Annotated in this window: 15 protein-coding genes; 14 read left to right on the forward strand and 1 reads right to left on the reverse strand. The window is 44.2% G+C overall.

Features of this window, described 5'->3' with window-relative positions; genetic code table 11:
• Nucleotides 1–178 precede the first annotated feature (178 nt).
• The 11 genes from ACHBGV_RS09020 (at nucleotide 179) to ACHBGV_RS09070 (ending at nucleotide 10,292) form a co-directional block, all read left to right on the forward strand.
• Nucleotides 179–1,351 carry an ABC transporter substrate-binding protein gene (locus ACHBGV_RS09020; RefSeq protein ID WP_394736166.1) on the forward strand — a complete coding sequence of 391 codons (1,173 nt, stop codon included), beginning with the start codon at nucleotides 179–181 and terminating at the stop codon, nucleotides 1,349–1,351.
• Between the two features lie 160 nt (nucleotides 1,352–1,511).
• The gene (locus ACHBGV_RS09025) at nucleotides 1,512–2,399 is read left to right on the forward strand and encodes a branched-chain amino acid ABC transporter permease (RefSeq protein WP_318824491.1); all 888 of its coding nucleotides are present in this window, start codon (nucleotides 1,512–1,514) and stop codon (nucleotides 2,397–2,399) included.
• Nucleotides 2,400–2,401: 2 nt separating this feature from the next.
• Complete coding sequence (locus ACHBGV_RS09030; protein ID WP_172028616.1) at nucleotides 2,402–3,349, forward strand: branched-chain amino acid ABC transporter permease; 948 nt, start codon at nucleotides 2,402–2,404, stop codon at nucleotides 3,347–3,349.
• Entirely contained in the window at nucleotides 3,349–4,113 is a 765-nt protein-coding gene (locus ACHBGV_RS09035; RefSeq protein ID WP_248046171.1) for an ABC transporter ATP-binding protein, read from the forward strand. Before ACHBGV_RS09030 ends, ACHBGV_RS09035 begins: the two co-directional genes overlap by 1 nt.
• Nucleotides 4,113–4,823: an ABC transporter ATP-binding protein gene (locus ACHBGV_RS09040; RefSeq protein ID WP_394736167.1), complete on the forward strand. Its 711-nt coding sequence runs from the start codon at nucleotides 4,113–4,115 to the stop codon at nucleotides 4,821–4,823. Before ACHBGV_RS09035 ends, ACHBGV_RS09040 begins: the two co-directional genes overlap by 1 nt.
• Before the next feature lie 485 nt (nucleotides 4,824–5,308).
• Entirely contained in the window at nucleotides 5,309–6,001 is a 693-nt protein-coding gene (gene pyrF, locus ACHBGV_RS09045; RefSeq protein ID WP_105122836.1) for an orotidine-5'-phosphate decarboxylase, read from the forward strand.
• 34 nt (nucleotides 6,002–6,035) lie between these two features.
• Nucleotides 6,036–6,668 (forward strand): orotate phosphoribosyltransferase, encoded by a 633-nt coding sequence (pyrE, locus tag ACHBGV_RS09050; RefSeq protein WP_172022353.1) that lies wholly within the window; start codon nucleotides 6,036–6,038, stop codon nucleotides 6,666–6,668.
• A gap of 90 nt (nucleotides 6,669–6,758) precedes the next feature.
• Entirely contained in the window at nucleotides 6,759–7,679 is a 921-nt protein-coding gene (locus tag ACHBGV_RS09055) for a glycosyltransferase family 2 protein (protein ID WP_394736168.1), read from the forward strand.
• 12 nt (nucleotides 7,680–7,691) lie between these two features.
• Nucleotides 7,692–8,345 (forward strand): uracil-DNA glycosylase, encoded by a 654-nt coding sequence (locus ACHBGV_RS09060; protein ID WP_394736169.1) that lies wholly within the window; start codon nucleotides 7,692–7,694, stop codon nucleotides 8,343–8,345.
• Complete coding sequence (locus ACHBGV_RS09065) at nucleotides 8,342–9,004, forward strand: hypothetical protein (RefSeq protein ID WP_105111406.1); 663 nt, start codon at nucleotides 8,342–8,344, stop codon at nucleotides 9,002–9,004. The genes ACHBGV_RS09060 and ACHBGV_RS09065 overlap by 4 nt, the downstream gene beginning before the upstream one ends.
• 19 nt (nucleotides 9,005–9,023) lie before the next feature.
• Nucleotides 9,024–10,292 carry a dihydroorotase gene (locus tag ACHBGV_RS09070; RefSeq protein ID WP_394736170.1) on the forward strand — a complete coding sequence of 423 codons (1,269 nt, stop codon included), beginning with the start codon at nucleotides 9,024–9,026 and terminating at the stop codon, nucleotides 10,290–10,292.
• A gap of 138 nt (nucleotides 10,293–10,430) precedes the next feature.
• Here the strand turns inward: ACHBGV_RS09070 and plsY are convergent, their stop codons facing one another.
• Nucleotides 10,431–11,072, reverse strand: a complete 642-nt coding sequence (plsY, locus tag ACHBGV_RS09075) for a glycerol-3-phosphate 1-O-acyltransferase PlsY (protein WP_105122842.1) — start codon at nucleotides 11,070–11,072, stop codon at nucleotides 10,431–10,433.
• A 139-nt stretch (nucleotides 11,073–11,211) separates the two neighbouring features.
• On the opposite strand from plsY, the gene parE reads away from it, so the two are divergent.
• The 3 genes from parE (at nucleotide 11,212) to parC (ending at nucleotide 16,200) form a co-directional block, all read left to right on the forward strand.
• Entirely contained in the window at nucleotides 11,212–13,155 is a 1,944-nt protein-coding gene (gene parE, locus ACHBGV_RS09080; protein ID WP_394736171.1) for a DNA topoisomerase IV subunit B, read from the forward strand.
• A gap of 43 nt (nucleotides 13,156–13,198) precedes the next feature.
• Nucleotides 13,199–13,621 carry a YkvA family protein gene (locus tag ACHBGV_RS09085; protein WP_208561748.1) on the forward strand — a complete coding sequence of 141 codons (423 nt, stop codon included), beginning with the start codon at nucleotides 13,199–13,201 and terminating at the stop codon, nucleotides 13,619–13,621.
• A gap of 125 nt (nucleotides 13,622–13,746) precedes the next feature.
• Nucleotides 13,747–16,200, forward strand: coding sequence for a DNA topoisomerase IV subunit A (gene parC / locus ACHBGV_RS09090; RefSeq protein ID WP_394736172.1), 2,454 nt, complete (start codon nucleotides 13,747–13,749; stop codon nucleotides 16,198–16,200).
• Nucleotides 16,201–16,581: the final 381 nt, after the last annotated feature.

Genomic DNA, 16,581 nt, shown 5'->3' on the forward strand with positions numbered 1-16,581 from the left:
TGGGCTAGCCCAGACAGCTTAACCTCTGGAACTCTAGTTACCAATGAACTTGTTGCACTTGACTTGACAATGTGCGTTTTTACTTTTTTAAAAATTTTTTCTTTTTTTGTTGACAATTTTCTGATAATTCAGTATATTAGATACATCGCAAAATTTAAGAAAGATTTAAGGAGTTTTCATGAAAACAAGAAAATTTGCAGTAGCTCTTGCTACATTTGCATCTGCAGCATTACTTGCAGCATGTGGTACTGTTTCAACAACTAATTCTTCAGCAACTGGTTCAAGTGTTGGTGATACATTTAAAATTGGTTACAACTTAGAGTTGTCAGGTGCTGTATCTTCATACGGACAAACTGAAGAAAAAGGTGCTAACTTGGCTGTGAAAGAAATCAATGCAGCAGGTGGTATTGATGGGAAGCAAATTGAAGTTGTTACAAAAGACAACAAGTCTGAAACAGCAGAAGCAGCTTCTGTTGCTACTAGCTTGGCAAGTGAAGGTGTAAACCTTGTCATTGGACCTGCAACATCTGGTGCTTCAGCAGCATCTATCCCTGCATTAACTTCAGCTGGTATTCCAATGATCTCACCTTCAGGTACGCAAACAAACCTTGTAGTAAATGACAAAGGTGAAGTTCAAGATTATTTCTTCCGTGCAACATTTACGGATGGATACCAAGGTCAAATTATGGCTAAGTATGCGACAGAAAACATGTCAGCTAAGAAAGTTGTTCTTTACTATGACAACTCTTCTGACTATGGTAAGGGTGTAGCAGAAGCTTTCAAGAAAGCTTACACTGGTGAGATTGTTTCTGAAATCACATTTGCTTCAGGAGATAAAGACTTCCAAGCAGCTTTGACTAAGTTGAAAGATAAGGAATTTGATGCAATCGTCATGCCTGGTTACTATAACGAAACAGGTACAATCGTGAAACAAGCGCGTGGTCTTGGTCTTAACCAACCAATTCTTGGTTCAGATGGTTTCGATTCACCACAATTCACTGAATTGGCAACAGCTGAAGCAGCTTCAAACGTTTACTACCTTTCAGCTTTCGTAACTTCAGCAAGCGATAAAGCTAAAGCATTCTATGATGCATATAAGAAAGAATACAACGAAGAGCCTTCAATGTTCTCAGCATTGGCGTATGACTCAGTTTACATGGCGGCTAAAGCAGCAGAAGGTGCAGCAGATTCAAAAACAATTAAAGACAACCTTGCAGCTTTGAAAGATTTCGAAGGTGTAACTGGTACAATGTCTATTGATAAAGAGCACAACGTTGTGAAATCAGTATATGTAGTTGGTTTGACAAACGGTGAGCAATCATCTGTTGATACTGTTTCTATTTCAGAATAATCGAGTGGGCTGGTTTTTCCAGCCTTCTCTGCTTTTTCAGGATAGAAAACGTTAAAGGATTATTAAAAAATATCAAGTAACTTGCTTATTTTCAGAAAATTTTGTATAATGTAACAATGCTTATTGAGCTTGAAAATATTTAGAAAGATTGGTGAACCTAATGCTTCAACAACTTGTCAATGGTTTGATTTTAGGTTCTGTATATGCCCTCTTGGCCCTTGGTTATACCATGGTATACGGAATTATCAAACTCATTAACTTTGCCCACGGTGACCTCTATATGATGGGGGCTTTTATGGGGTATTTCTTATTAAATAACCTGACTTTCATTGCCGACGGTGGCACACGATTCTTTGTTGCCCTCATCTTGTCAATGGTTGGAACTGCCCTTCTTGGTGTCGTCATTGAATTTTTGGCTTATCGTCCCTTGCGTCATTCAACGCGTATTGCAGCCTTGATTACCGCCATCGGTGTTTCCTTCTTCCTTGAATACACCATGGTGAAATTATTTACAGCGGATGTTAAAGCTTTCCCACAAGCAATTGAGTCTGTGACTTTTAACCTTGGTCCAGTTTCAGTAACCAATATCCAGCTGATTATCTTGGGTGTTTCCCTTGTTTTGATGGTTGCTTTGCAATTGATCGTTAAACGGACAAAAATGGGTAAAGCCATGCGTGCGGTTTCTGTCGACAGTGATGCAGCTCAGTTAATGGGGATCAATGTAAACCGTACCATCAGCTTTACATTTGCACTTGGGTCAGCCCTTGCGGGTGCTGCAGGTGTCCTACTTGGACTTTATTACAACCAAATCGAGCCTTTCATGGGAATGACTCCTGGTTTGAAAGCTTTCGTAGCGGCAGTATTAGGTGGTATCGGAATTATTCCTGGTGCAGCACTTGGTGGATTTGTAATTGGTATTATTGAGACATTTACATATGTAATCGGTTTGGATACTTTCCGTGATGCCATTGTTTATGCTGTATTGATCATCATCCTCCTTGTTCGTCCAAGTGGTATTCTTGGTAAAAATGTGAAAGAGAAGGTGTAACCATGAAGCAAAATTTAAAAGTTAATGCAATTTGGTTGGCAATCTTATTAGCTGGCTTCGGAATCATTCAGGGACTTGTTTCAGCTGGTATTTTGAATTTTTACTATGTTCAAATTGTACAACAAATCGGTATTCAGATTATCTTGGCTGTCGGCTTAAACTTGATTGTCGGTTTTTCAGGTCAATTTTCACTTGGACATGCTGGATTCATGGCTATTGGTGCCTATGCGGTAGGTATCCTTGGGAAAATGATGCCGTCTTATGGTGGTTTTGCAATTGCCTTACTTGTTGGTATGTTGGTTGCTGGAGGTGTAGCCCTCTTAGTAGGTCTTCCAACATTGCGTTTGAAAGGTGACTACCTTGCCATTGCGACCCTTGGTGTTGCTGAAATAATCCGTATTTTAATCATCAATGGTGGTACTGTTACAAACGGTGCGGCTGGTATCATGTCCATTCCATTATTTACCAACTGGCAACTGGTTTATGTATTTGTCATTATCACAACACTTCTTACGGTGAACTTCTTGCGTAGTCCAATGGGACGTGCAACCATTTCTGTTCGTGAAGATGAAATTGCTGCTGAGTCAGTTGGTGTCAATCCGACTTTCATGAAAGTTTCAGCTTTTGTATTTGGTGCTATGACAGCGGCTATCGCTGGCGGACTTCATGCGGGTTATGTTGGAACTATTGTTCCTAAGGACTTTGCTTTCATGACCTCTGTTAACGTTTTGATTATCATTGTATTAGGTGGGTTAGGATCCATCACAGGTACATTTGTGGCAGCAATTGTTCTTGGAATTCTCAATGTCTTCCTCAAGAGCTACTCAGATATTTCAATGATTATCTACTCATTGGCATTGATTCTTTTGATGATCTTCCGTCCGGGTGGTTTGTTGGGAACCAAAGAATTTAGCGTGGCAGCCTTACTCAAGAAGAAGGAGGTTAAGTAATGGCATTACTTGAAGTAAAAAATTTAACCAAGAACTTCGGTGGTTTGACTGCCGTTGGTGATGTGACCATGGAACTTCATGAGGGTGAATTGGTCGGTCTTATTGGACCAAACGGTGCAGGTAAGACAACCCTTTTCAACCTCTTGACAGGTGTTTATGAGCCAAGTGAGGGAACAATCTCCCTTGCAGGTACTGTACTAAATGGAAAGGCTCCTTCAAAGATTGCATCTCTTGGTCTTGGTCGTACCTTCCAAAACATCCGTTTGTTTAAAAATATGACAGTTTTGGAAAATGTCTTGATTGGTCTTGGAAACCATGGTAAGGCAGAAGTCTTGGCAAGTTTCCTTCGCCTTCCTGCTTTCTACAAAAATGAAGAAGAATTAAAAAACAAAGCCATTGAGCTCTTGAAAATCTTTGATTTGGATGGCGATGCGGATACGCTGGCTAAGAACCTTCCTTACGGTCAACAACGTCGTTTGGAAATCGTTCGTGCCCTTGCGACCGATCCAAAAATTCTTTTCTTGGATGAGCCAGCGGCTGGTATGAACCCTCAGGAAACGGCAGAATTGACCCAACTCATCCGAAAAATCAAGGAAGAATTTGGCATTACCATCATCTTGATTGAACACGATATGAGCTTGGTTATGGAAGTGACGGAGCGTATCTACGTATTGGAATACGGTCGTTTGATTGCCCACGGTACTCCAGAAGAAATCCGTAATAACAAGCGCGTAATTGAAGCCTACCTTGGAGGTGAAGCATAATGGCAATGTTAGAAGTTAAAAATCTTTCCGTCAACTATGGTGTTATCGAGGCTGTAAAAGATGTCAGTTTCGAGGTCAACGAGGGGGAAGTTGTAACCTTGATCGGTGCCAATGGTGCTGGTAAAACCTCTATCCTCCGTACCATTTCAGGACTTGTTCGTCCATCTGCTGGAACGATTTCTTTCCTTGGAAATGAAATTCAAAAAGTTCCTGCTCGTAAAATCGTTGCGGACGGTTTGTCACAAGTTCCAGAAGGTCGACATGTCTTTGCAGGCTTGACTGTTATGGAAAACTTAGAAATGGGTGCCTTTCTTCGCAACAACCGTGAAGAAAACCAAGCCAACTTGAAAAAAATCTTCGCACGCTTCCCACGTTTAGAAGAACGTAAGAACCAAGATGCTGCTACCCTTTCAGGTGGTGAGCAGCAGATGTTAGCAATGGGACGTGCATTGATGAGCCAACCAAAACTCTTGCTCCTTGATGAACCATCAATGGGTTTGGCCCCAATCTTCATTCAAGAAATTTTTGATATCATCCAAGATATCCAAAAACAAGGAACAACAGTTCTCTTGATTGAACAAAACGCCAACAAAGCCCTTGCCATCGCAGATCGAGGCTATGTCCTAGAAACAGGAAAAGTCGTCCTCTCTGGAACAGGAAAAGAATTACTTGCATCAGATGAAGTCAGAAAAGCGTATCTGGGTGGCTGACAGGCCATAATAATGCTACAAGGCTTTCATTCAGTTGTATCACGGAGTTGCTACTTCTGAAATCCAATACGAAAGGAGCGTAGCACTCTAATTTAATACTTAGCGAGCAATCAGTAAATCTGGTTGCTTTTCTTGCTTTCAAGCTGTAAATCAAAAATATGGCAGTCTATTGTTGACTTGTGATTGTTTCATGAGTGTTTTCATTTTTGTGATCCAGTTTGTGCCTCACAATCAAATTTGGCTTTCCAAAACAAGCTCGTTTTCTATCCTTAAGTTTATCTTTTGCCCTTATTTGTAGCAGAAATTCTCAAAACTGTTGACAGAAATCAAATAAAATAGTAGTATAGAGTCAAATAGAACCTTTAACTGAGTCCAGAGAGGCTGGAAAGGTATCATGGTAAGTATCTTAGAAGTAGAATTTCTAAGCTCATTTCGTGAACCCTGTCCAGAGTAGGCAGGGTTTTTCTGTGTACAGAAAGGATACTATGAAAGAAAAACGTCCCATTATTGCCTTGGATTTCGCAAGTAGTCAAGAAGTCGTTGATTTTTTGACTCATTTCCCAAGTCAGGAAAAACTCTATCTCAAGGTTGGTATGGAGCTCTACTATGCGGAAGGTCCGGCTATTATCAAAGACCTGAAAGACCGCGGACACAGCATTTTCCTAGACCTGAAACTTCATGATATTCCCAATACGGTCCAATCGGCTATGTCGGTGTTGGCCAAGCTGGGTGTTGATATGACCAATGTTCATGCAGCTGGGGGCGTAGAGATGATGCAATCGGCTAGAAAGGGACTGGGACCTGGACCAATCTTGATCGCTGTGACCCAGCTGACCTCGACTTCGGAAGAGCAGATGCAGGCGGATCAGAATATCCAGACTAGCCTGGTGGATGCAGTGGTCCATTACGCCAAAAAGGCTCAGGAAGCAGAACTGGACGGTGTCGTTTGCTCGGCTCAGGAGGTCGATTTGATCAAGCAGGCCACTGGTGCGGCCTTTGCCTGTCTGACACCAGGAATTCGACCAGCTGGTAGCGAAGTGGGTGATCAAAAACGGGTTGTTACTCCAGCACAGGCGGCCAGCATTGGCAGTGACTATATCGTGGTCGGGCGTCCTATCACGCATGCGGCCAATCCTTATGAAGCATACCTAGCTATCAAAGAAGAATGGAATATCTAAATAAACAATATTATTAATCTAAAGGAGAATTATCATGACACTAGCAACAGAAATTGCATCACATTTGTTGGACATCAAGGCGGTTCATTTGCGACCAGAAAAGCCTTTTACTTGGGCGTCTGGCATCAAGTCACCTATTTATACGGACAATCGTATCACGCTTTCTTATCCGGATACCCGCAACCTGATTGAGGATGGTTTTGTTCAACGAATTGAAGAGGAGTTTCCAGAAGTAGAAGTGATTGCAGGTACGGCGACGGCTGGCATTCCGCACGGAGCCATTATTGCAGACCGCATGAATCTGCCATTTGCTTACATCCGTAGCAAACCAAAAGAGCACGGGGCTGGTAATCAACTGGAAGGTCGCATTGTCAAGGGGCAGAAAATGGTTATCATCGAGGATCTGATTTCGACAGGTGGTTCTGTCTTGGATGCAGTGGCAGCGGCTCAACGTGAAGGAGCAGAGGTACTTGGTGTGGCAGCCATTTTCACCTACCAATTGCCTGTGGCAGACCGGAATTTTGACAACACTGGTGTCAAACTGGTGACGCTCAGCAATTACTCTGAACTTATAAAAGTCGCAAAAGTGCAGGGCTACATCAATGCGGATGGCTTGACTCTCTTGAAAAAATTCCGCCAGAATCCTGAAACTTGGTTGGAGGACTAGTTTTCACAGCAAAATCGCCTGATTTCTGGGAACATGGCCCCGAAAATGGTATAATGTTGGGAAAACAATTGACCGTATGAGGAGAAGTGTATGATTTCAGTAATCGTTCCTTGTTTCAATGAGGAAGAGGCGATTCCCTATTTTTACGACGCCATGGAAGTGGTCCGTAGGAAGATGAGGGAGCAATTTGAGTATATTTTTGTCAATGATGGTTCCAAGGATGGGACGCTCAAGGTTCTTCGGCAGTTGGCTGCTGAGGGCAATGGTGTCCGCTACATTTCCTTTTCCAGAAATTTTGGCAAGGAGGCCGCTCTTTATGCCGGCCTGCAGGCTGCGCAGGGTGAATTGGTGACCGTCATGGATGTGGATTTGCAGGATCCACCAGAAATGCTCACCCAGATGAAGTCCATCTTGGATGCTAATCCAGAACTGGACTGTGTTGGCACCCGTCGTGTCAGCCGTAATGGCGAGCCGCCTATTCGGAGCTTCTTTGCAAAGCTTTTCTACAAGCTGATGAACAAGATTAGCCAGGTAGAAGTGGTAGACGGGGCCCGCGATTTCCGTCTCATGCGCCGACATATGGTAGATGCTATCCTATCTGTTTCAGAGTACAATCGTTTTTCAAAAGGAATTTTTGCCTGGGTTGGTTTTGAGACAGAATACCTGCCTTATGAAAATGTTGAGCGGGTGGCTGGTGAAACCAGCTGGTCCTTCTGGAAGTTGCTTTCCTACTCGATTGAAGGGATTATCAATTTTTCAGATACGCCGCTGAATATTGCATCCTATACTGGTTTTTTCACCTTCCTCCTGTCCTTGGTTTTGATGGTTGTCGTTGTCTTTAAGACTCTGGTCTTCGGGGATCCGACAATCGGTTGGCCGTCAACTATCTGTATCATCCTCTTTCTAGGTGGCTTGCAGTTGATGACCATTGGTATTTTAGGTAAGTATTTGGCCAAGGTTTTCTTGGAAACCAAACATCGACCGGTTTATATCATCAAAGAGAAGAAGTAAGAGGTAGTCAGCATGGATCATTCTGTTTGGCATGATCGGATAAAAGCCTTGTTGCCGGAGCATTATTTTGGCAACATCAATCAGTTTTTGGACCAGGTCTATTCTTCCGGAACTGTTTACCCACCCAGGGAAAAGGTATTTGCAGCCTTGGAAAAGACGGCTTTAGAAAATGTAAAAGTGGTCATTTTGGGGCAGGATCCCTATCACGGACCTGGACAAGCACAAGGGCTATCCTTTTCAGTCCCAGATAGCATTCCAGCTCCGCCATCTCTCCAAAATATCCTAAAAGAGTTGGCTGAAGATGTCGGTGTCAAACAAGGTCATGATTTAACCAGCTGGGCTGAACAGGGCGTTCTCTTACTCAATGCTTGTTTGACGGTGCCGGCCGGTCAGGCCAATGGACATGCTGGACAAATCTGGGAGCCCTTTACGGATGCGGTAATCAAGGTGGTCAATAGTCTGGACCAACCAGTTGTCTACATTCTTTGGGGAGTTTATGCCCGGAAGAAGAAGGTTCTTATTAACAATCCTAAACATTTGATTATAGAGTCGGCCCATCCAAGTCCGCTTTCAGCCTACCGAGGCTTCTTTGGAAGTAAGCCTTTTTCACAGGCTAATGCCTTTTTGAAACAGGCTGGGAAGGAAGAGATTGATTGGCGAAGATGAAGTTAATTGAAGGAATGAAAATGACCGATTTTGAAAGAGATATATCATTCTTTGAGGCTTTGGATGAAAAGAACTTTAGCCTAGCTCACCAGCTTTATGAAGAAGGAGTTGCAAGGCTGGATGATGCCCATATTTCAGGCCATTTTTGGTTACGAAATCAACGGATTTATTTGGCGATTGCCGAGAAGGAAATGGACTTGGCAAAAGAGTTGGCTCAGGCTAATCTTGTTTTGGCGCGAGAACATAGCCAGGCTGAAGAATTTTTTCTGAGAGAATTGCAGCCAGTGGCCTTGCGCCAGGTGGCAGATGTAGAGCGAGAAGCAGGCAATTATCAGCAAGCTTTGGAGTTTCTTGAAGAGGAAGCATCTTTACTATTTGAAGACAATGAGTCTCAACTTGTTGGTAATACTTATGAGCAAGCCTATTTGCATTTTCTAATGGGAGATATGGAGTTGGCAGAGCAAGAGATGCGAAAAGTACTCAAGGAGGCAGCTCGTATTGAGTTTCCCTATTTGGAAGCTAGTGCCAATCGTGTCTTGGGAGAAATCACCAAAGAGTGCAGCTATTTTGAACGAGCTAAGGAACTTTACTTAGAAGTAGATGACCAGATTAGTGCTCAAGAAGTGGAGCAAATGGTTGAAGCTGTGGCTAAACAGTAGCATTTAAAAAGGAGTATTCATGCTGTTAATTAAAAATGGTCGCGTCATAGACCCGCAGTCCGGTCTGGATACAGTCGCTGATATTTTGATAGAAAAAAAGAAAATCATCAAGATTGCTGAGCAGATTGAGGTAGATGCGGAACAAGTTATCGATGCTAGTGGCTTGGTTGTTGCGCCTGGCCTGGTGGATGTCCATGTTCATTTCCGTGAGCCTGGTCAGACCCACAAGGAAGATATTCATACAGGGGCTCTGGCGGCAGCAGCGGGTGGTTTTACCTCGGTTGTCATGATGGCTAATACCAATCCGACCATTTCGACAGTGGACACCTTGAATGAGGTTCTGCAATCGGCCAGCAAGGAAAACATCCATATTTACAGTGTGGGAACCATTACCAATCAATTTAATGGCCAAGATTTGACGGATTTTGAAGGGCTCCTAGCTGCGGGTGCTGTAGCTCTTTCTGATGACGGCATTCCATTGACAAATGCTGGAGTGGTGCGAAAAGCTATGCAGGAGGCTAAGAAATTGGATTGCCTGCTCAGCCTCCACGAAGAAGATCCAGATTTGAATGGTGTTCTGGGCTTGAATGAGCAAGTCGCTGCCAAGCATTTTCACGTCTGTGGCGCGACTGGTGTGGCTGAATACAGCATGATTGCTCGTGACGTCATGATTGCCTATGAAACGGGTGCCCGTGTTCATATTCAGCATCTGTCCAAAGCTGAGTCTGTCAAGGTGGTCGAATTTGCACAAGGTATGGGTGCGCGTGTGACCGCAGAAGTAGCCCCTCAGCATTTTTCTCGGACAGAAGATTTGTTGTTGACCAAGGGGGCAAATGCCAAGATGAACCCGCCTCTTCGTTTGGAAAGCGATCGTTTGGCAGTCATAGAAGGGCTAAAATCAGGTGTCATTTCAGTTATTGCGACCGACCATGCACCTCATCATGCGGATGAAAAAAATGTAGAGGACTTGACGCAAGCACCGTCTGGCATGACTGGACTGGAGACCTCTCTATCACTTGGTTTGACGCATTTGGTGGAAGAAGGGCATCTGACACTCCAAGAGTTATTGGAGAAAATGACCATCAATCCTGCCAAACTTTATGGCTTGGATGCAGGTTATCTGGCTGAAAATGGACCGGCCGACCTAGTGATTTTTGATCCTACAGTCAATCGTCAAGTATCAGCAACCTTTGCCTCTAAATCCGCCAATTCTCCCTTTGTCGGTGATTGGCTCATGGGCCAAGTTCGTTATACCATTGCGGATGGACAGGTTGTATTTGAAAAATAAGTGTTTTGAAGGAGCTGGTTGGCTCCTTCTTTTTACGAACTTTTTATCAAAGTTAGCAGTTTTAGGGTTTTGAATCTTACAAAAAAGCTGCTTTATTTTTCTTTCATGATATAAAAAAACGCCTCTCGGCGCTTGAAATTATTTCTTCTTTTGCTTTGTTATATTTAATCCAAAGGGAACGAGATTTTCTTCCTGTTTCAAAATGCGTTGGATATTGTCCTTGTGTCGGATAATGACAAAGCTACCCAGAAATAGGATAATCACGGTGAACAACCAGTCATAGCTATTGACCAAGAAACCAAGGGCTGGGAAAATCAGAGCTCCAAGCATGGCCAGGGCTGCTGCCAAGACACTTGAAAAGGAAACCATGGAGGTCAGGTAGAGAGAGGTCGCGAAAATAAAGACCAGATAGAGGCAGAAGAGGGGCGCAACACCCAGCAACATGCCAGCCGATGTGGCCACAGCCTTACCTCCCTTGAAATTGGCAAAAATCGGGAAGGTATGTCCCAGAACAGCTATCAAGCCAAATAGGATAGGTGAAGGGCTATTTACATGAAAGAAAACAGGCAGGAGGGCCGCTAGGGTACCTTTGAGAAAGTCGATGGCAAAGACCGCCATTCCAGCTTTCTTACCCAGGATACGGAAGGTATTGGTCGTCCCAGTATTGCCCGAACCATGTTCTCGGATGTTGATGTTGAAAAAGGCTTGTCCAATCCAGAGACCTGACGGAATCGAGCCCAGTAAATAAGCTAATATTAGAAGTAAAATTGTCTGTAACATACTTAGATTATAGCATAGTTGTCCGGCTTTTTCATCAAATAGTCAAGTTTGCCCTGTTCCAGCCGAAATAGCAGAAATTTTTTGCAAAAATGCTTAAAAACTTGTAAGATAGTAAAGACGATATGTATGGAGGTCAGATTTGGCTAAGAAAGAGATAAACATAAATAATTATAACGACGATGCCATTCAGGTGCTGGAAGGGTTGGATGCGGTTCGCAAACGTCCGGGGATGTATATTGGTTCGACCGATGGCAATGGACTGCACCACATGGTTTGGGAAATTGTCGATAATGCGGTCGATGAAGCACTGTCAGGTTTTGGTGATCGGATTGAGGTGACCATTAACAAGGACGGTAGTTTGTCGGTAGCAGATAAGGGACGGGGGATGCCAGTCGGTATGCACGCAACTGGGAAACCGACGGTTGAGGTCATCTTTACCGTTCTTCACGCTGGTGGTAAGTTTGGTCAGGGTGGCTATAAGACCTCTGGAGGTCTCCACGGGGTTGGTTCTTCGGTGGTCAATGCCCTGTCCAGCTGGTTGGAAGTTGAGATTACCCGTGACGGTGCTGTTTACAAGCAACGATTTGAGCAGGGCGGAAAGCCAGTCACGACCCTAGAGAAGATTGGTACCGCTCCAAAATCAAAAACAGGTACAAAAGTGACCTTTATGCCTGATGATACCATTTTCTCAACGACTGATTTCAAGTTCAACACCATTGCCGAACGCCTGAAAGAATCAGCCTTCTTGCTCAAACAAGTCACCATGACCCTGACGGATGAGCGAACAGGTGAGCAAGAGGAGTACCACTATGAAAATGGCGTTCAGGACTTTGTATCCTACCTTAACGAAGACAAGGAAACTTTGACACCAGTCCTCTATTTTGAAGGAGAAGATGCAGGTTTCCAGGTCCAAGTTGCCATGCAGTACAACGATGGTTATTCAGATAACATTCTCTCCTTCGTTAACAACGTTCGGACCAAGGACGGCGGTACCCACGAAACAGGTCTCAAACTAGCCATTACCAAGGCCATGAACGACTATGCTCGTAAGACCAACTTGCTCAAGGAAAAGGACAAGAACTTGGAAGGCTCTGACTACCGTGAAGGACTGTCTGCGGTCCTTTCTATCCTTGTCCCAGAAGAACACTTGCAGTTTGAAGGTCAGACAAAGGATAAGCTGGGGAGCCCGCTGGCTCGTCCAATTGTAGACGGAATTGTCTCAGAAAAGTTGACGTATTTCCTCTTGGAAAATGGTGAACTGGCTTCAAATTTGGTTCGCAAGGCTATTAAGGCCCGCGATGCGCGCGAGGCCGCCCGTAAAGCCCGTGACGAATCCCGAAACGGTAAGAAAAACAAGAAGGACAAGGGCCTTTTATCAGGGAAACTTACCCCAGCCCAATCCAAAAATCCAGCCAAAAACGAACTCTATCTGGTCGAGGGAGATTCGGCCGGAGGCTCTGCCAAACAGGGCCGTGACCGCAAGTTCCAAGCCATTCTACCCTTGCGTGGTAAGGTTATCAATACCGCCAAGGCAAAAATGGCGGACATCCTCAAAAACGAAGAAATCAACACCATGATCTACACCATCGGTGCAGGTGTTGGTTCAGACTTTACGCTAGAAGATGTCAACTATGACAAGATTATTATCATGACCGATGCGGACACGGACGGTGCCCACATTCAGACCCTCTTGTTGACTTTCTTCTATCGTTACATGAGACCCTTGGTAGAAGCAGGTCGGGTTTACATCGCCCTTCCGCCGCTTTACAAGATGTCCAAAGGCAAGGGCAAAACAGAAAAGATAGCTTATGCTTGGTCTGATGGGGAATTAGAAGATCTCCGCAAGGATTTTGGCAAGGGCTTTATCCTCCAACGCTACAAAGGTCTTGGTGAGATGAATGCCGATCAGCTCTGGGAAACAACCATGAACCCTGAAACCCGTACCCTCATCCGTGTCACCATTGAAGATTTGGCGCGTGCTGAACGCCGTGTATCTGTCCTTATGGGCGACAAGGTTGAACCACGCCGGAAATGGATTGAGGATAATGTTAGGTTTACGCTAGAAGAAAACACAGTATTTTGATGAACAGTTTTTCTCTTATGACAAAGAAAGTATGGAAGACAAGATGAAAAAAAGATTTTCTAAAAAACAGGCAATCGAGGAAATTCAAAAGAGATACCAGAAAGCTGAGTCACTGTTGAAAGATGATTCCAAAATGGAACCCTTCTTGGAAAAAATAGAAAAGAAAATTAAATGGATTCCCTTTTTAGCTCAGGAATTTAAAAACATTCCCATCATGATAAGTATGGTTCGAAGCTATTTGAAACGAGATTATACCAAGATTCCTAAGAGGACTATTCTCGCAATTGTTTCGGCTTTAATCTACTTTCTCTCACCTGTAGATGTAGTTCCAGACTGGATTCCATTTTTCGGGCAGATGGATGATGCGCTGGTTATAGCAACTTGCTGGAACTGGGTTAATAAAGACATTGAAGATTATCGGGCATGGAAGAAGCTGCGCTCGGCAGAAAATATAAACAAACCCTAAACAAGGTGGTGTTCCCATTGAGCAACGCTTTGAAAAAAGAAGATATAGATATTATTATGCTGTTACAAGTATAATTAGCAGTAAACTTTTTAACAAAAAATAATAAAATAAGAAAAAGGAATATTATGAGTAATATTCAAAACATGTCCCTTGAGGATATCATGGGAGAGCGTTTTGGTCGCTACTCCAAATACATTATTCAGGAGCGGGCCCTACCGGACATTCGTGACGGCCTCAAGCCCGTGCAACGCCGGATTCTTTATTCCATGAATAAGGACGGCAACACCTTTGACAAGGGCTACCGTAAGTCCGCCAAGTCAGTCGGAAATATCATGGGGAATTTCCACCCGCACGGTGATTACTCTATTTATGATGCCATGGTCCGCATGAGTCAGGACTGGAAGAACCGCGAGATTTTGGTGGAGATGCACGGGAACAACGGTTCCATGGACGGCGATCCGCCAGCGGCTATGCGTTACACCGAGGCTCGCCTGTCAGAAATGGCTGGCTATCTGCTGGCCGACATCGAGAAAAAGACAGTACCGTTTGCCTGGAACTTTGACGATACGGAAAAAGAACCCACTGTGCTGCCAGCTGCCTTCCCTAATCTCTTGGTCAATGGAGCGACAGGAATTTCAGCAGGGTACGCGACTGACATCCCGCCGCATAATTTGGCGGAGGTCATCGATGCCGTTGTCTACATGATTGATCATCCGATAGCTAAGTTAGAAAAGTTGATGGAGTTCTTGCCTGGACCAGATTTCCCAACAGGTGCCATTATCCAAGGGGCTAACGAGATCAAGAAAGCTTATGAAACTGGTAAGGGCCGTGTTGTAGTTCGTAGCCGTTGTGAAATCGAGCAACTCAAGGCTGGCAAGAAACAGATTGTCATTACTGAGATTCCTTACGAGGTCAACAAGGCTGTTTTGGTCAAGAAGATTGATGATGTCCGTGTCAACAACAAGGTGCCTGGTATTGCTGAGGTGCGTGATGAGTCAGACCGTACAGGTCTGCGGATTGCCATTGAGCTGAAAAAAGACAGCGATGAGCAAACCATTCTCAACTACCTTTACAAATACACCGACCTGCAAATCAATTACAACTTCAACATGGTGGCCATTGACAATTTCACACCGCGTCAGGTCGGCTTGCAGAAGATTCTCTCCAGCTACATCGCCCACCGCCGTGAGATTATCATTGCTCGTTCTAAGTTTGACAAGGAAAAGGCAGAAAAACGCCTCCATATCGTAGAAGGTTTGATCCGTGTCATTTCCATTTTGGACGAGGTTATTGCTCTTATCCGTGCTTCTGAAAACAAGGCTGATGCCAAGGAAAACTTGAAAATCAGCTATGATTTCAGCGAGGAACAGGCAGAAGCAATCGTGACCTTGCAACTTTACCGTTTGACAAACACCGATATTGTGACCTTGGAGAATGAAGAAGCAGCCTTACGCGAGCAGATTCAGACCTTGGCAGCTATTATCGGCGATGAGCGGACTATGTTCAATCTCATGAAGAAGGAACTACGTGAGGTCAAGAAGCAGTTTGGCAATCCTCGTTTGAGTGAATTGCAGGATCAGGCAGAAACGATTGAGATTGACACCGCCAGCTTGATTGTCGAAGAAGAAACTTTTGTCAGCGTGACCAAGGCAGGTTACATCAAACGGACCAGTCCGCGTTCTTTCAATGCCTCGACCCTTGAAGAAATGGGCAAGCGGGACGATGACCAGTTGATTTTCTTGCAGAATGCCAAGACAACCCAGCACCTCTTGCTCTTTACCAATCTTGGAAATGTCATCTACCGACCTGTCCATGAGTTGACAGATATTCGTTGGAAGGACATTGGTGAACACCTGAGCCAGACTCTCATGAACTTTGACACCAATGAAGAGATTATCTTTGCTGAATTGGTGGAGAATTTTGATGAGGGAACTTATTTCGCGGTGACCAAATACGGTCAAATCAAGCGTGTGGAGCGGAAGGAGTTTACTCCATGGCGGACTTACAAGTCCAAGTCAACCAAGTATGCCAAACTAAAAGATGCAGAGGATGTGGTCATTACTGTATCACCTGTGGTTTTGGACAACATCATGCTCATGACAGAAAAGGGCTACGCTCTGCGATTTAACATCGAAGAAGTGCCGATCATCGGTGCCAAGGCGGCCGGTGTCAAGGCGGTCAACCTCAAGGATGGGGATGTGGTGGCTGCGGCCTTTATCAGCAACACCAGCTCTGTCTATCTCCTGACCCAGCGTGGTAGCCTTAAGCGGATGGCGACGGAGGAAATCCCTGTGACCAGTCGTGCCAAGCGTGGTTTGCAGGTGCTTCGCGAACTCAAGGCTAAGCCTCACCGTGTCTTTGCGGCGGGTCCAGTCTTGACGGACCAGGGGGATTTTGACCTCTTTAGCACAGCAAATGAAGATGAAACAACTAGTCAAGTGCTTCATGTGCAGTCCAAAACGGGCAAACTCTATGAGGTTGATGTGACCCAGCTCAGCCTGTCTGAACGCACCAGCAACGGCAGCTTTATCTCGGAAACCATTTCTGATGAGGAAGTTCAATCTGCCTGGTTGAAATAGGAGAAACAAGTGAAGAAGAAATACCTTGTCCTTGTCATTCTGATAGTAGTTATTGTTTTGACATTGCTTGCCATGAATCTCTTTCCTGCTTTTGAGGAATGGCTTCACCAGCTGATTGGTTGGTACTAAATTCTGTGAAAATGTGAATCACCAAAAACTGTAATGAACAAATGAAAACGTGCCACTGGGAAGACCATTTTGGTCTTCTCTTTTTTATATATTAAAGAGAAAACGTGGTAAATCATGCTTTGTATATGGTTTTTATGCAATGAATAAGTTTGAACTAGAGAGTCTATATATAAATCCCGCGTTGTAAAATGAAGTGCAACAAAAAAGACATGTTCGTCTGATATACTAGAATTCCCCAACTCAGTATAGAAA

This window comes from Streptococcus sp. A34 (genome assembly GCF_043674115.1).
In the GTDB taxonomy this organism is placed as follows: domain Bacteria; phylum Bacillota; class Bacilli; order Lactobacillales; family Streptococcaceae; genus Streptococcus; species Streptococcus suis_V.

Coding starts and splice junctions, on each gene's coding strand:
- ACHBGV_RS09020 (WP_394736166.1), top strand. CDS start 179: ATGAAAACAAGAAAATTTGCAGTAGCTCTTGCTACATTTGCATCTGCA.
- ACHBGV_RS09025 (WP_318824491.1), top strand. CDS start 1,512: ATGCTTCAACAACTTGTCAATGGTTTGATTTTAGGTTCTGTATATGCC.
- ACHBGV_RS09030 (WP_172028616.1), top strand. CDS start 2,402: ATGAAGCAAAATTTAAAAGTTAATGCAATTTGGTTGGCAATCTTATTA.
- ACHBGV_RS09035 (WP_248046171.1), top strand. CDS start 3,349: ATGGCATTACTTGAAGTAAAAAATTTAACCAAGAACTTCGGTGGTTTG.
- ACHBGV_RS09040 (WP_394736167.1), top strand. CDS start 4,113: ATGGCAATGTTAGAAGTTAAAAATCTTTCCGTCAACTATGGTGTTATC.
- pyrF (WP_105122836.1), top strand. CDS start 5,309: ATGAAAGAAAAACGTCCCATTATTGCCTTGGATTTCGCAAGTAGTCAA.
- pyrE (WP_172022353.1), top strand. CDS start 6,036: ATGACACTAGCAACAGAAATTGCATCACATTTGTTGGACATCAAGGCG.
- ACHBGV_RS09055 (WP_394736168.1), top strand. CDS start 6,759: ATGATTTCAGTAATCGTTCCTTGTTTCAATGAGGAAGAGGCGATTCCC.
- ACHBGV_RS09060 (WP_394736169.1), top strand. CDS start 7,692: ATGGATCATTCTGTTTGGCATGATCGGATAAAAGCCTTGTTGCCGGAG.
- ACHBGV_RS09065 (WP_105111406.1), top strand. CDS start 8,342: ATGAAGTTAATTGAAGGAATGAAAATGACCGATTTTGAAAGAGATATA.
- ACHBGV_RS09070 (WP_394736170.1), top strand. CDS start 9,024: ATGCTGTTAATTAAAAATGGTCGCGTCATAGACCCGCAGTCCGGTCTG.
- plsY (WP_105122842.1), bottom strand. CDS start 11,072: ATGTTACAGACAATTTTACTTCTAATATTAGCTTATTTACTGGGCTCG.
- ACHBGV_RS09085 (WP_208561748.1), top strand. CDS start 13,199: ATGAAAAAAAGATTTTCTAAAAAACAGGCAATCGAGGAAATTCAAAAG.
- parC (WP_394736172.1), top strand. CDS start 13,747: ATGAGTAATATTCAAAACATGTCCCTTGAGGATATCATGGGAGAGCGT.